This is a genomic window from Kineococcus gynurae, assembly GCF_042433995.1.
Lineage (GTDB): Bacteria > Actinomycetota > Actinomycetes > Actinomycetales > Kineococcaceae > Kineococcus > Kineococcus gynurae.
Window position 1 is genome coordinate 672278 of sequence record NZ_JBHLUI010000008.1, and the last position, 14554, is coordinate 686831.

The window sequence follows — 14554 nt, forward strand, 5'->3', positions numbered from 1 at the left end:
TCGGCGACCGGACCTGTCCGGTCGCCGACCCGGTGGGGCTCAGCGGGAGGAACTCACTGCCCGGGCAGACCCTCGTTGGCGATGTCGCCGGTCTTGAGGTTCTCCTCGGTCAGGTCCGGGATGCGGGCCAGGAAGGCGGCCCGGTCGGTGACGACGTGCTCGATCGCCGCGTCCACGTTCTCGGTGGTGATCCGCGGCATCGTGTAGACGGGCTCGGTGTCGACCTCCTCGCCGCGCGCGATCTTCGCCGCGACGGCCAGACCGGCGGAGAGTTCCACGGTGCCGTTCTGCAGCATGGTGCCGATGAACTCGCCGCTCTTCACGGCGTTGAGGCCGTCCTCGATCCCGTCGACGCCGACGATGGGCTTGCTCATGCCGGCCTCCTTCAGCGCCTGCAGCGCACCGAGACCCATGTCGTCGTTCTGCGAGACGACCGCGTCGATCTGGTCCCCGAAGGCGGAGATCCAGTTCTTCATCTTGTTGACGGCCTCGTCGCGCTTCCAGTTCGCGGTGTCCTTGGCCAGGACCTTGATGTCGGGGTACTTGGCCAGGATCGTGTCGATGCCCTGGCCCCGGTCGATCTGACCCGACCCGCCCAGCGGACCCTCGAGGACGACGATGTTGCCGCGGCCGCCCAGGTGGTCGGCCATCATCTGCATCTCGCCCTCACCCGCCGCGACGTCGTCGGGCTGCACGTTGCCGGCCAGGTCGGTGGCCGAGAGGGCGGCGTTGACCGGCACCAGCGGGATGTTGGCGGCCTTGGCCGCCTCCACCTGCGGCTGCAGGGAGTCCGCCTGCACCGGGACGACGATGATGGCGTCGACACCGGCGTTGATGTACTGGTCGACCTGGCTCGCCTGGGTGTTCACGTCGAGGTTCGCCGAGTTCCAGAGGATCTCGATGTCGTTGGCCTCGGCGTAGGCGTCCATGCCCTCCTTGCCGGCGGTGATGAACGAGCTCATGTCGTAGACGCTCACGCCGATGCGGGTCTTGGCCGACCCGCCCTCGCCGCCGGAGCCGTTGTTCGCCGAGGGGTCACCGGCCCCGCAGGCGGCCAGGGCCATCGAGAGGGCGCCGACGCCGAACGTCGCGCCGAGGAGGCTGCGTCGGGTGAGCTGGGGGTTCTGCTGGGACGGGTTCGTGGACACGGGATCTCCTTCGATCGTCAGGCTCTGGTCGGGCGGGGCGGGACGCGGCCGGGGGATCGACCGGTGGTGGGGGAGGTTCGGGGACGGGCGGGGCGGTGCGGAGGGTGCGGGCGGATCGGGGTCGTCAGGTCCGGCGTTTCGTGGACCACACGTCGACGGCGACCGCCGCCACGATGAGGACACCCTTGATGACGTCCTGCCAGTAGGCCGGGACGAGCAGCAGGTCCAGGCCGTTGTTGAGGGTCTGGATGAGCAGCAGCCCGAGGGCGGTGCCCCAGACCGTGCCGCGACCACCCATGAGGCTGGCCCCGCCGATGACGACGGCGGCGATGGCGTCGAGCTCGTACCCCTGGCCGAGGTTCGGGGGGCCGGAGATGACGCGGGAGGCGAGCATGACCCCGGACAGGCCGGCCAGCAGCCCGGAGATCGCGTAGACGGAGAAGAGCGTGTTGCGCGCGTTCACCCCGGCGATCTCGGCGGCCACGCGGTTGCCGCCCACGGCGTAGACCCGCATCCCGTAGCTGGTGCGGCGCATGATGATGCCCAGCGCCACGATGCCCACGATCATCACGATGACCGGGATCTGCAGGCCGAAGACCGTCGTGTTGGCGATCTTGCCGAACTCGGCGGGGAGGCCGTTCACCGGTGCGCCCCCGCCGATCACGTAGGCGACCCCGGACCCGGCGGTGAGCATCCCCAGGGTCGCGATGAACGGTGGCACGTCGATCCGGGAGACGAGGAAACCGTTGATGCACCCGGCGAGCAGCCCGACCAGCATGGCCGAGAGCAGGGTCATCCAGACCTGGCCCGGGTAGGCCTTGGCGACGCTCGCCCCGGTCATGGCGGCGACCGCGATGACGGACCCGACCGACAGGTCGATGCCCCCCGTGAGGATGACGAGCGTCTGTCCCAGGGCGATCAGGGCGAAGGGGGCCGCCGCGATGAGGATGGTCTGCAGGTTCTCGGGGGAGGAGAACCGGAGGCTGCGGTAGCTGAAGAACGCGATGACGAGCAGCATTACGATCAGCATGGCGCGGCGGATCAGCTGCGCCACGATCCATTCCCGGCTGAACCGCCGGCGTTCGGCGGGGACCGTCACGGCCGCTTGGGGACTGGACATCAGAGGGCCCTCTCGTCGGGGTGCTGGGCGTCGGGGTGCTGGGCGTCGGGGTGCTGGGCGTCGGGGTGCTGGGCGTCGGGGTGCTGGGCGTCGGGGTGCTGGGCGTCGGGGTGCTGGGCGTCGGGGTGCTGGGCGTCGGGGTTCGCGGAACCTCGCGGGGCGAGGCCGGAGGAGAGTCGGAAGATCGAGTCCTGGACGTCGGGGGAGCGGAGCTGGTCGCGGGTCAGTTCGCCGACGATCCCGCCGTCGCGCATGACGACGGCCCGGTGCGACAGGCCCAGGACCTCGGTCATGTCCGAGGAGGCCATGACGACGGCCATCCCGGCCGCGGCCAGCTCGGTGATGATGCGGTAGATCTCCGACCGCGCCCCGACGTCGACCCCGCGGGTGGGTTCGTCGAGCAGCAGCACGTCGACGTGGTCGGTGAGCCAGCGGGCCAGGACGACCTTCTGCTGGTTGCCGCCGGAGAGGGTGCCGACCTCCTGCGACAGCCCGCGCGAACGCAGCCGGACCGAGTCCATCGCCTGACCGACCCCCTGGCCGCGGGCCTTCTGACGCAACCACCCGGCGATCGAGAACTTCGCCAGGCGCGGGAGGGTCCCGTTGTCCAGCACCGAGAGACCCATGACCGCTCCGGCGTGCTTGCGGTCCTCCGGCACGAGGGCCACCCCGGCCGTGATCGCCGCCGCGGGTCGCTTGCGGGGGATCTCCCGACCGGCCACCCGGATCGTGCCGGCGCTGGTGGGCCGGACGCCGAAGATGCCCTCGAGCAGCTCGGTCCGGCCGGCCCCGACGAGCCCGGCCAGGCCGAGGATCTCGCCGCGGCGCACGGTCAGCGAGACGTCGGAGTTCTGACCCACGACGTGCAGGTCGGTGACCTCCAGGACGGGTTCGGCCTCGGCCGGGACGGTGGTCACCTCGGGGAACAGGTCTTCCAGCTCCCGTCCGATCATGGCGGTGACGATGTCGTCGTCGCTGATCTCGGCCAGCGGCGCGTCCAGGACGAGGCCGCCGTCGCGCAGGACCACCACGCGGTCGGCGAGGTCGCGGATCTCGCCCATCTTGTGGGTGGTGAACATCAGGGCCACCCCGGCGTCGCGCAACCGGCGCACGACGCGGTAGAGCCCCTCGACCTCGCGCTCGGAGATGGCCGAGGAGGGTTCGTCGAGCAGGACGACCTTGGCCCCGCGGCTGGAGTTCTTGACGATCTCGACGATCTGCTGCAGCCCGACCGGCAGGGTGCCCATCCGGGCGTCGGGGTCGATCGTGACGCCGAACTCCGAGAGCATCTCGGTGGCCCGGGCCGACATCCGACGACGGTCCAGGGTTCCGACCGCGGTGCGCAGCTCCCGGCCGACGAACAGGTTCTCGTAGACCGTCATGTGCGGGATGGAGGCGAGTTCCTGGGGGACGATCGCCACCCCGAGCCGGTGCGCGTCGCGGATGGAACCCGCGTGCAGGGTCTCGCCGCGGACCTCGACCCGACCGTCGTCGGCCCGGTACTGGCCCGCGGCGATCTTCATCATGGTGGACTTCCCGGCGCCGTTCTCCCCGGCCAGTGCGGTGACCGTGCCGGGGGTGAGCTGCAGCGAGACGCCCTTCAGCACGGGCACGCCACCGAAACTCTTGCGCAGGTCGCGGCAGTCGAGGACCACCTCGACCGGGGCGGTCGCGGTGCTCACGCCGCACCTCCCGCCGCGGCGGTGCCGGGGCCCGAGACGGTCACGACGACCTTGACCTGCTCCGGGTCGGCGGAGGCGGCGTAGGCCGCGGCGGCGTCGGCCACGTCGAACCGGGCGGTGATCACCTGCTCGACGGGGACGGCGCCCTCGCGCAGCATGGCGATGGCCTCGCGGACGTCCTCGGCGACGAACATCAGGCAGCCCAGCAGGTCCAGCTCGCGGTCCTGGATCAGGTCGAGGGGGACCGGGGTGGCACCGGCGGCGACCCCGACGGTGAGGAGTTTCCCGCCCTTGCGCAGGACGTCGACCGCCAGCCGGACCGACGCCTCGCGGGAGACGCCGTCGAAGACCACGTCGGCCGGGCCGCCGAGGGCCTCGACGACCGTGCTCGCGACGTCGTCGGCGGTCGGGTCGACCGCTCCGACCGCACCGAACGCCACCGCCCGGTCCCGCTTGCTGGGCACCGGGTCCGAGGCGACCACCGCGGCGGCTCCGGCCCGCCGGGCGGCGAGCAGGATGAACAGCCCGATCGGGCCGGCGCCCTGCACGAGGACCCGCCGGCCGCGCAGGTCGCCCGCCCGGCGGACCGCGCGCAGCGGGGTGGAGAGCGGTTCGACGAGGACGGCAGTGGTGTCGTCCAGGTCGTCGGGCAGCACGTGGACGCGGTGGGCCGGGACCACGAAGGCGTCGGTCATCCCGCCGGCGGTCTGGCAGCCGATCACGTCGAGCACGTCGCAGATGTTGTAGCGGCCCTCGCGGCAGGGCGGGCAGGTCCCGCAGGCCAGGTTGGGTTCCAGGACGACCCGCGTGCCGGGGACGAGGTCGACGCCCTCGCCGACGGCGAGGACGCGTCCGACCACCTCGTGGCCCGGACGGTAGGGCAGGGAGATGAAGGGGTGGACACCGCGGGCGGCGTGCAGGTCCGAACCGCAGATGCCCACCACGGTCGGGCCGAGCAGGACCTCACCGGCCCCGGGCCGGGGGCAGGGGTGCGTCTCCACCCGGACGTCGTCGAGGGAGTTCACCACGACCTGACGGACGGTCTCCAGCATTGCGGGGTTCATGCGTTCTCCTGGGCCACGGCTGCCGCTGTGCAGCAAGGGACCGGTCGTTCCGACCCGGTCGCAGGGACGCCTGAACTCTGCGCCTGCTCTGAACGTCTGTCAACGTCGGCGCTCAGATGTGCAGAAACTCCGCCGACGACGAGGAGTGTCGGACGCACGGAACCCCCGTGATCGTGACGATCACGGGGGTTCCCGGGTGGAGTTCTGCGATCAGCGGATGGTGTACCCGCCGTCGACGACGAGATCGGTCCCGTTGACCATGTCGGAGGCTCCCGAGGCGAGGAACAGTGCGGCACCGGCGATCTCGCGGGGGAGGGCGAAACGACCGGTCGGGATCTGTCGTTTGGCCTCCTCGCCCCGCTCTCCGGTCCAGGCCTTCCGGCCGAGGTCGGTGAGCACGACCGTGGGGGAGATCGAGTTCGCGGTCACCCCGCGCCCGGCCCACTCCGAGGCGAGGACCCGCGTGATCCCGAGGACGCCCGCCTTGGAGGCGCAGTAGGCCACGTGACCGTCGAGGGCCACCGTGGCCGCCTGCGAGGCCATGGTGATGATCTTCCCGAAACCCTGCTGCAGCATGCGTCCGCCGACGGCCCGGGCGGTCAGGTAGGTGCCGGTCAGGTTGATCGAGATGGTGCGGTCCCACCCGCGGGGTTCGAGTTCCTCGGCGGGGGCCAGGTCGACGATGCCGGCCGACGTCACCAGGACGTGCACGGGGCCCTCGGCGAACGCGGCCGCGGTGAACTCCTCGACCGAGGCCGGGTCGGAGACGTCGCCGCGCAGCCCGACGCTGCCGTTGCCGAGTTCGGCGGCCCGGGCCCGGGCCGCCTCCTCGTCCAGGTCGACCACGACGACCCGGGCCCCCTTCTCGGCGAACACCGCCGAGATCGCGGCCCCGATCCCCGAGGCGCCCCCGGTGACCAGGGCGGTCCGGCCCTCCAGGGAGAAACTCAGGTCGACGTCGGCGTCGAGGGGTTCGGGGGCGGTGGTCACGGGGTCCTCCTGGGGTTCGTCGGTCGGTCGGCGGTCGTCGGTCGGCGGTCGTCGGTCCACGAGATGGTCAGGTCGGCGCCAGGACCGCGGCGTCGGCCACGGTGCGTCGGTAGAGGGCGCCGGGATCGCGCCGGGACGGGCGGGGGACGGTCTGCTCCAGGATGGCCGGGCGCCACCGGTCGCGCTGCTCGGGGACGGTGACGCCCAGGGCGACCGCGGCGGCCTGGACGCAGGCCCCGCGGGCCGAGGCCTCGTCGGCGTCGGGGACCAGGGTGGGGGTGCCCAGCAGGTCGGCGAGGAGCTGACGGTAGGCGGGGGAGCGGGCCGCCCCGCCGACCACGAGCACGCGGCCGGAGACGTCCACGCCGAACTCCCGCATCCGGTCGAGGCCGTTCACCAGGCCCAGCAGGACGCCCTCCACGGCGGCGCGGGCCAGGTCCTCCCGCGTGGTCCGCGAGTCGAGCCCGGCGATCACGCCCCGGGCCCGGGGCAGGTCGGGGGTGCGTTCGCCCTCGAGGAAGGGCACGAACGCGGGTCCCTCACCCGGCCCGGCGGCCAGCGCCAGCGCGGACAGCCCGGCGGCGTCGACCCCGAGCCAGCCCGCCACCTGGTCGGTGACCCGGGCGGCGTTGAGCGTCGAGACCAGGGGCAGCCACCCCCCGGTCAGGTCGGCGACGCCGTCGATGGTCCCGCTGGGGTCGTGCACCGGGTGCGCGCTGGGCGTGAAGACGACGCCGCTGGTGCCGAGGGAGAAGGTGACGTCACCGGGGCCTGCGCCCAGACCGAGGGCCGCGGCGTGCTGGTCGCCGCCGCCCGGCCCGACCAGGACGCCCCCGGGGAGGCCGAGGTGCTCGGCCGCGACGGGGGTCAGCCGCCCGACGACCTCGTCGGGGCGGGCCACCCGCGGCAGCGTCGCGGCCCAGTCCTTGTCCGGGTCCGCGCCGTCGGGGTCGACCAGGGCCAGCAGGTCGGGCAGCCAGCGCCCCCGACCGTCGTCGGCCGTGGCGTCGAAGTATCCCGTGCCGCTCGCCTCCGAGCGGTCGGTGACCCGCTCCCCGGTGAGCCGGAAGGTCAGGTAGTCGTGGGGGAGCAGCACCGTGGCCAGCGCCCGCAGGTTCGCCGGCTCGTGCGCGGCCAGCCAGGCGAGCTTGCCGATGGTGAAGGCGGGCGTGGGCACGGTCCCGACCCGGCGCGCCCAGGTGGCGTCGTCGACCCGCTGCCGCAGCCGCGCGAGCTCGGGGGCACAGGTGGTGTCGTTCCAGAGCTTCGCCGGCCGCAGGACGGCCCCCCGTGCGTCGAGGGGCACCAGCCCGTGGCACTGCGCGGCCACCGAGAGGGCCACGACCCGCTGCGCCGTGCCGGGCGGGGCCGCGTCCAGCGCCGCCCGCATCGCCCGGCCGAGCGCCTCCCACCAGGCCTGCGGGTCCTGCTCGCTGACGCCGCCCGGGGCCGGCGGGTGCGGCGCCCGGCCCACCGCCAGCAGGCGCGCGTCGGCCAGGTCTCGCAGCTCCACCTTGCAGGACTGGGTGGAGGAGTCGATCCCGGCCACCACCCCGTCCGGGGCGCGTCCCGCGCCCCTCATCGTCGTCCCGGCACTCTCGCCCACGTCGGCCTCCGCTCCCTCGCGTCGGCCCCGATCCTGCGAACGCCTTGCACCTTCGTCAATCCCTCTGCTCAGATGTGCAGATGGGTCCAGAAGAGGTGGCCACGATGGTCGCCGTGGCTCGTCGGCACTACGTCGAAGGGGTCTCGCGCGTCGACCTGGCCCGGGAGCGCGGCGTCTCCCGGTTCAAGATCAGTCGGTTGCTGGCCGCGGCGCAGGAGGCCGGCATCGTCACGATCCGGATCAGCGCCCCGGCGGGCATCGACTACGAGCTGTCCGAGCGGCTGCGCGAGACCTACGACCTGCGGCGCGCCCTCGTGGTCCCGACCGCCGACGACGTCGGCGTCGCCGAGGCCCTGGGGCAGGTGGCCGGGGAGCTCCTGGCCGAGATCGTCACCGCCGACGACGTCCTCGGGCTGGACTGCGGGCGGACCCTGCTCGCGATGACCGGGCACCTCCGGGGGATCGCCCGGTGCGAGGTCGTGCAGCTCACCGGGATGGGCGGTCAGCTCGGGCGGACCTCGGTCGACATCGTCCGCACGGTCGCCGAGGCCAACGGCGGCGGGACGACGCACCCGGTCTTCGCCCCGATCGTGGTGGCCGACCGCCGGACCGCGACGGCCCTGCAGCAGCACGACTCCATCCGCGCCACGCTGGAGCAGTACCCGCGGGTCACGAAGGCCGTCGTCGCGGTGGGCGCGTGGCCGGTGGGGGAGGGGGGCGGGCTGTCGCAGATCCCGCCGTTGATCGGGCCGGCCGCGACGGAGAAGCTCGCCGCCCGGGGGGTCGTCGGCGAGACCTGCGCCCTGCTCTACGACGCCCGGGGCCGTCGGGTCACGGGCCTGGACGAGCGCCGCATCGGCATCACCGAGGCCCAGCTGCGGGCCGTCCCCGACGTCATCGCGGTCGCCGGCGGGGCGGGCAAGACCGAGGCCGTGCGCGCCCTGCTCCGGGCGGGTCTGCTCGGCTCGCTCGTCACCGACGCCTACCTCGCCCGCCGCATCCTGGAGGACTGACCGTCCTCCCCGCCCCACCCCTCCCGCGCACACACGACCCGCCCCACCCCACCCGACCCGCCCCCGTGATCAAGGAATTCCGGGGTTCGGATTCCTTGATCACGGGAGGGCGGGGTGGGGTGGGAGACCACTCATTCCTTGATCACGGAGGGATGGGGGTCAGGCGGTGGCGCGGCGCTGCAGGTAGTGGCGGATCAGGGCGCCGGTGGAGGGGTCCTGATCCGCCAGGGCGTCGGCGTCGCCGGTGAGGGCCGGGGCGATCTCCAGGGCGAGCTTCTTGCCGAGCTCCACGCCCCACTGGTCGAAGGAGTCGATGCCCCAGACCGCGCCCTGGACGAAGGTGATGTGCTCGTACAGGGCGATGAGCTGACCCACCACCGACGGGGTCAGGGCGGGGGCCAGGATCGAGGTGGTCGGGCGATTCCCGGAGAACACCCGGGCCGGGACGATCTCCTCGGCGGTGCCCTCGGCGCGCACCTCCTCGGCGGTCTTGCCGAATGCGAGCGCCTTGGTCTGGGCGAAGTAGTTCGCCATGAACAACGCGTGCACGTCGGCGTCCCCGCCGTCGCCGTCGACCAGCGGGTGGGCCGGCGTCGCGACCGCGATGAAGTCGGCCGGGATGATCCGGGTGCCCTGGTGGATCAGCTGGTAGAACGCGTGCTGGCCGTTGGTGCCGGGTTCGCCCCAGAACACCTCGCCGGTCTCGTGGGTGACCGGGGAACCGTCCCAGCGCACCGACTTGCCGTTGGACTCCATCGTCAGCTGCTGCAGGTAGGCCGGGAACCGGTGCAGGTACTGCGCGTAGGGCAGCACGGCGTGCGTGTGGGCCCCGACCACGTTGACGTAGAACACGTTCAGCAGCCCCATGAGGACGGGGACGTTGCGCTCGAACGGCGTCGTGCGGGTGTGCTCGTCGATCGCGTGGAAACCCGCCAGGAACTCCGTGAACCGCTCCGGCCCGACGGCGATCGCGAGCGAGGTGCCGATCGTCGAGTCGACCGAGTACCGCCCGCCGACCCAGTCCCAGAACCCGAACGCGTTGGCCGGGTCGATGCCGAACGCCTCGACCTTGTCCAGCGCGGTGGAGACCGCGACGAAGTGCTTGGCCACGGCCCCGCGGCGGGCCTCGTCGTCGTCGGCCAGCGCGCCGGCCGCCGACAGCCGCTCCCAGAGCCACGTCCGGGCCAGCCGGGCGTTGGTGAGGGTCTCCAGCGTCCCGAACGTCTTGGAGGCCACGATGAACAGCGTGGTCTCGGGGTCCAGCCCACGGGTCTTCTCGGCCACGTCGGTCGGGTCGATGTTGGAGACGAACCGGCAGGACAACCCCTCCTGCACGTAGGGCTGCAGGGCCTCGTAGACCATGACCGGGCCGAGGTCGGAACCGCCGATCCCGATGTTGACGACGGTCTCGATGCGCTTGCCGGTGACGCCCGTCCACTCCCCGGAACGCACCTTCTCGGCGAAGGCGTACATCTTCGTCAGCTCGGCCTGCACGTCGGTGTCGACGTCCTGCCCGTCGACGGTCAGGGCCGGCGTCGTCCCCGCCGGGCGGCGCAGCGCGGTGTGCAGGACGGCACGGTCCTCGGTGGTGTTGATGTGCTCGCCCGCGAACATGGCCGCCAGCCGGTCGGCGACCCGGGTCTCCTCGGCCAGCTGCAGCAGCAGGCGCACCGTCTCCTCGGTGACGAGGTTCTTGGACAGGTCGACGTGCAGGTCGGCCGCGTCGAACGTGAACCGTTCGGCGCGCTGCGGGTCGGCGGCGAACCAGGCACGCAGGTCCGGACGGACCTCCGCGTGGTGCGTCTGCAGCGCGGCGAAGGCGGCGGTGCCGGTCGGGTCGACGGGGGTGCTGCTGCTCACGGTTCCTCCGGGGCGGGCGGTGACCCTGATCGGGTGCTCCTGCGGGTGGTGCTGCGGGTGGTGACGACCGTAGTCCTCCACCCCTGGTGGCACAGTGGGGGCGTGCAACGGTGGCAGGGCCTGAAGGCCGTCGGGGACCACGCCGGTCCCTCGGTCGTGACGATCGGCAACTTCGACGGGGTGCACCGCGGTCATGCCGCGGTGCTGCAGCAGGTGGTCGCCGCGGCCCGCGAGCGCGACTGCGCGGCCATCGCCGTCACGTTCGACCCGCACCCGCTGCAGGTGCTCTTCCCCGACCGGGCGCCCGTCGTCATCGCCGGTCTGGAGCACCGCCTGGACCTCATGGACCAGCAGGGGCTCGACGCGACCCTGGTCCTGGAGTTCACCCCCGAACTGGCCACCTGGAGCCCGGAACGCTTCGTGCGCGAGGTGTTCGTCGAGACGCTGCGGGCCCGCGCGGTGGTGGTGGGACGCGACATCCGGTTCGGGCACCGCAACGCCGGGGACCTGCAGACCCTGCGCGACCTCGGGTCCGCGCTCGGTTTCGAGGTCCTCGTGCTGGACGACCAGGGCGAGGACGACCGCAGCGAGGCGGAGTCGGGACTGCCCCGTTTCTCCTCGACCGCCGTGCGCGAGGCCCTGGCCACCGGCGACGTGCGCCGCGCCGCCGAGATCCTCGGGCACCCGCACCGGGTCGTCTCCACGGTCGTGCACGGCGACCACCGCGGTCGTGAGCTCGGCTACCCGACGGCGAACCTCTCGACCGCGGCGGCCGAGCAGGCCGGGCACGTGCCCGCCGACGGCGTCTACGCGGGGTGGTTGGAGCGGCTGGACGAGCGTCCCGGCGCCGAGGGCGGGCGACGGCTGGCCGCGGCGATCTCGGTCGGCACCAACCCGACGTTCGACGGTCTGGAGCGCCGGGTCGAGGCCTACTGCATCGACCGCACCGGCCTGGACCTCTACGGCGAGCAGGTCGCGGTCGAGTTCGTCGAGATGCTGCGCCCCACCCTGCGTTTCGACGGCATCGAGGCCCTGGTCGAGCAGATGGCGCTGGACGTGCAGCGGTGCCGGGAGCTGCTGGGCCTGCCCGGCGCCGGGACGCCCGGGGGAGCCTGACCCGCGCAGGGGGCCCGACCGGGCCTGGTAGCCTGGCAGACGCCGTTCGAACGGCCGCGGACACGAGAGAGCCCGGGTGAACCAGCCCCGGAGCACCGCGCAACGAGACCAGGAGTGAACAGTGCCCCTCGACGCTGACGTCAAGAAGAAGATCATGGCCGAGTACGGGACCAGTGAGAGCGACACCGGTTCGCCCGAGGTCCAGGTCGCGATGCTGACCCAGCGCATCCGTGACCTCACGGAGCACCTGAAGATGCACCAGCACGACCACCACAGCCGTCGTGGCCTGCTGCTGCTCGTCGGCCAGCGCCGTCGCCTGCTGCAGTACATGGCCAAGAAGGACATCAACCGCTACCGCTCGATCATCGAGCGGCTCGGCATCCGCCGCTGAGCACGCCGCTCAGGGGCTGGCACAGGGGCGGTCCCGACACTCGGGACCGCCCCTGTGCCACTTCCACGGACGGGTCGTAGCAGACTCCTCCGTGACCGGACGTCGATCAGGCGTCCGTCGTCCGTCACCACATGCGGAACCGCGCGCTGGGTCGCCCGGTCCTCGGTAGTGGCCTCCGGACCCCCCGAGCGGGGTGGCCGTGGGCCTCGATCGAAGGCCGGAACCCGCCGCCGCCCCCCGTGGGCGGTGCCGCGCCGTCCGTCCATCGATCATGAAGGAGGAACCCGTGGAGGGTCCCGAGATCACCGCCGCCGAAGCCGTCCTCGACAACGGCTCGTTCGGCACCCGCACCATCCGGTTCGAGACCGGTCGTCTCGCCAAGCAGGCCGCCGGCTCCGCCTCGGTCTACCTCGACGGCGAGACCTTCCTGCTGAGCGCCACCTCGGCCGGCAAGTCCCCCAAGGACCACTTCGACTTCTTCCCCCTGACGGTGGACGTCGAGGAGCGCAGCTACGCGGCCGGCAAGATCCCCGGCTCGTTCTTCCGCCGCGAGGGTCGCCCCTCGACCGAGGCGATCCTCACCTGCCGCCTGATCGACCGCCCGCTGCGCCCGAGCTTCGTCAAGGGGCTGCGCAACGAGGTCCAGGTCGTCGTCTCCGTCATGGCGATCCACCCCGACGACGCCTACGACGTCGTCGCCATCAACGCCGCCTCGCTCTCCACCCAGCTGGCCGGTCTGCCGTTCTCCGGCCCCATCGGCGGGGTGCGCATCGCCCTCATCGACGGGCAGTGGGTGGCCTTCCCGCGCTACTCCGAGCTCGAGCGCGCCGTCTTCGACATGGTCGTCGCCGGCCGGGTCGTCACCGCCGCCGACGGCTCCACCGACGTCGCGATCATGATGGTCGAGGCCGAGGCCACCGAGAACTCCTGGAACCTCATCAAGGAGACCGGCGCGACCGCTCCCACCGAGGAGGTCGTGGCCGCCGGGCTCGAGGCCGCCAAGCCGCACATCGCCAAGCTGGTCGAGGCGCAGGCCCAGGTCGCGGCCACCGCGGCCAAGCCGACCGCCGACTTCCCGGTGTTCCCCGACTACGCCGACGACGCCTACGAGGCCGTCGCCGCCGCGGCCACCGACAACCTCCGCGCCGCCCTGCAGATCGCGGGCAAGACCGAGCGCGAGGACCGGATCGACGAGATCAAGGCCGAGGTCCGCGCCCAGCTGGCCGAGTCCTTCGAGGGTCGCGACAAGGAGATCTCCGCGGCCTACCGCTCGGTCCAGAAGCAGCTGATCCGTCAGCGCATCCTCACCGACTCCGTCCGCATCGACGGTCGTGGCCTGGCCGACATCCGCACGCTCTCGGCCGAGGTCGAGGTGCTGCCGCGGGTGCACGGTTCCGCCCTGTTCGAGCGCGGCGAGACCCAGATCCTCGGGGTCACCACGCTGAACATGCTGCGCATGGAGCAGCAGCTGGACACCCTCTCCCCGGTGACCAAGAAGCGCTACATGCACAACTACAACTTCCCGCCGTACTCCACCGGCGAGACCGGTCGCGTGGGTTCGCCCAAGCGTCGTGAGATCGGGCACGGGGCCCTCGCCGAGCGCGCCCTCGTCCCGGTCCTGCCGGCCCGCGAGGAGTTCCCCTACGCGATCCGCCAGGTGTCGGAGGCGCTGAGCTCCAACGGGTCCACCTCGATGGGTTCGGTCTGCGCCTCGACCCTGTCGCTGCTGAACGCGGGTGTGCCGTTGCGCGCCCCCGTCGCCGGCATCGCCATGGGCCTCGTCTCCGACACCGTCGACGGTGAGACCCGCTACGCGGCCCTCACCGACATCCTCGGCGCCGAGGACGCGTTCGGGGACATGGACTTCAAGGTCGCCGGGACCAAGGAGTTCGTCACCGCGATCCAGCTCGACACCAAGCTCGACGGGATCCCCGCCTCGGTCCTGGCCGGTGCGCTGACCCAGGCCCGCAACGCGCGGCTGCACATCCTCGACGTCATGGCCGAGGCCATCGACGCCCCTGACGAGATGTCGCCCACCGCGCCGCGGATCATCACGGTGAAGGTCCCGGTCGACAAGATCGGCGAGGTCATCGGGCCCAAGGGCAAGATGATCAACCAGATCCAGGAGGACACCGGCGCCGACATCTCCATCGAGGACGACGGCACGGTGTTCATCGGGGCCGTCGACGGTCCCTCGGCGGAGGCGGCCCGCGCCGCGGTCAACGCCATCGCCAACCCGACGATGCCCGAGGTCGGCGAGCGCTACCTGGGCACCGTCGTGAAGACGACGACCTTCGGGGCGTTCGTCTCGCTGCTGCCGGGCAAGGACGGCCTGCTGCACATCTCGCAGCTGCGCAAGCTGTCCGGGGGCAAGCGCGTCGACAACGTCGACGACGTCGTCTCGGTGGGGCAGAAGCTGCAGGTCGAGATCGCCGAGATCGACCCGCGCGGCAAGCTGTCCCTGATCCCGGTCGTGGCCGAGGACGCGGCGGAGGCCACCTCCGCCGAGGCCGAGACCGCGTCCGACGCCTGACGTGCCCGCCGACGAGCTGCGCGGCGTCGAG

At 72.4% G+C, this 14554-nt stretch carries 11 protein-coding genes; 4 read left to right on the forward strand and 7 right to left on the reverse strand.

The features are described 5' to 3' along the window. Positions 1–53 precede the first annotated feature (53 nt). From ACFFKU_RS09540 to xylB, 6 genes are all read right to left on the reverse strand, one after another. On the reverse strand, positions 54–1064 hold the full coding sequence (locus ACFFKU_RS09540; protein ID WP_380138064.1) for a substrate-binding domain-containing protein: 1011 nt from the start codon (positions 1062–1064) through the stop codon (positions 54–56). Positions 1065–1272: 208 nt separating this feature from the next. Beyond that, complete coding sequence (locus ACFFKU_RS09545) at positions 1273–2268, reverse strand: ABC transporter permease (protein ID WP_380137455.1); 996 nt, start codon at positions 2266–2268, stop codon at positions 1273–1275. Continuing rightward, positions 2268–3950: a sugar ABC transporter ATP-binding protein gene (locus ACFFKU_RS09550; protein ID WP_380137457.1), complete on the reverse strand. Its 1683-nt coding sequence runs from the start codon at positions 3948–3950 to the stop codon at positions 2268–2270. Before ACFFKU_RS09550 ends, ACFFKU_RS09545 begins: the two co-directional genes overlap by 1 nt. Continuing rightward, positions 3947–5014, reverse strand: a complete 1068-nt coding sequence (locus tag ACFFKU_RS09555; protein WP_380137459.1) for a zinc-dependent alcohol dehydrogenase — start codon at positions 5012–5014, stop codon at positions 3947–3949. Before ACFFKU_RS09555 ends, ACFFKU_RS09550 begins: the two co-directional genes overlap by 4 nt. 210 nt (positions 5015–5224) lie before the next feature. After that, positions 5225–6004: a GolD/DthD family dehydrogenase gene (locus ACFFKU_RS09560; RefSeq protein ID WP_380137460.1), complete on the reverse strand. Its 780-nt coding sequence runs from the start codon at positions 6002–6004 to the stop codon at positions 5225–5227. Positions 6005–6071: 67 nt separating this feature from the next. Further along, positions 6072–7610, reverse strand: coding sequence for a xylulokinase (xylB, locus tag ACFFKU_RS09565; RefSeq protein ID WP_432499982.1), 1539 nt, complete (start codon positions 7608–7610; stop codon positions 6072–6074). A gap of 80 nt (positions 7611–7690) precedes the next feature. Between xylB and ACFFKU_RS09570 the strand changes: the two genes are divergently transcribed. Next, entirely contained in the window at positions 7691–8623 is a 933-nt protein-coding gene (locus tag ACFFKU_RS09570) for a sugar-binding transcriptional regulator (protein WP_380137461.1), read from the forward strand. 159 nt (positions 8624–8782) lie between these two features. On the opposite strand, the gene pgi is transcribed toward ACFFKU_RS09570, so the two are convergent. Next, the gene (pgi, locus tag ACFFKU_RS09575) at positions 8783–10483 is read right to left on the reverse strand and encodes a glucose-6-phosphate isomerase (RefSeq protein WP_380137463.1); all 1701 of its coding nucleotides are present in this window, start codon (positions 10481–10483) and stop codon (positions 8783–8785) included. Between the two features lie 102 nt (positions 10484–10585). Here pgi and ACFFKU_RS09580 point away from each other — a divergent pair, with 102 nt between their 5' ends. The 3 genes from ACFFKU_RS09580 to ACFFKU_RS09590 all read left to right on the forward strand — a co-directional run bounded on the left by ACFFKU_RS09580 (position 10586) and on the right by ACFFKU_RS09590 (position 14523). Further along, positions 10586–11599 carry a bifunctional riboflavin kinase/FAD synthetase gene (locus ACFFKU_RS09580; RefSeq protein ID WP_380137464.1) on the forward strand — a complete coding sequence of 338 codons (1014 nt, stop codon included), beginning with the start codon at positions 10586–10588 and terminating at the stop codon, positions 11597–11599. A gap of 121 nt (positions 11600–11720) precedes the next feature. After that, positions 11721–11990, forward strand: coding sequence for a 30S ribosomal protein S15 (rpsO, locus tag ACFFKU_RS09585; RefSeq protein ID WP_380137466.1), 270 nt, complete (start codon positions 11721–11723; stop codon positions 11988–11990). A 286-nt stretch (positions 11991–12276) separates the two neighbouring features. After that, positions 12277–14523, forward strand: a complete 2247-nt coding sequence (locus ACFFKU_RS09590) for a polyribonucleotide nucleotidyltransferase (protein ID WP_380137468.1) — start codon at positions 12277–12279, stop codon at positions 14521–14523. The last annotated feature ends 31 nt before the right edge of the window (positions 14524–14554 follow it).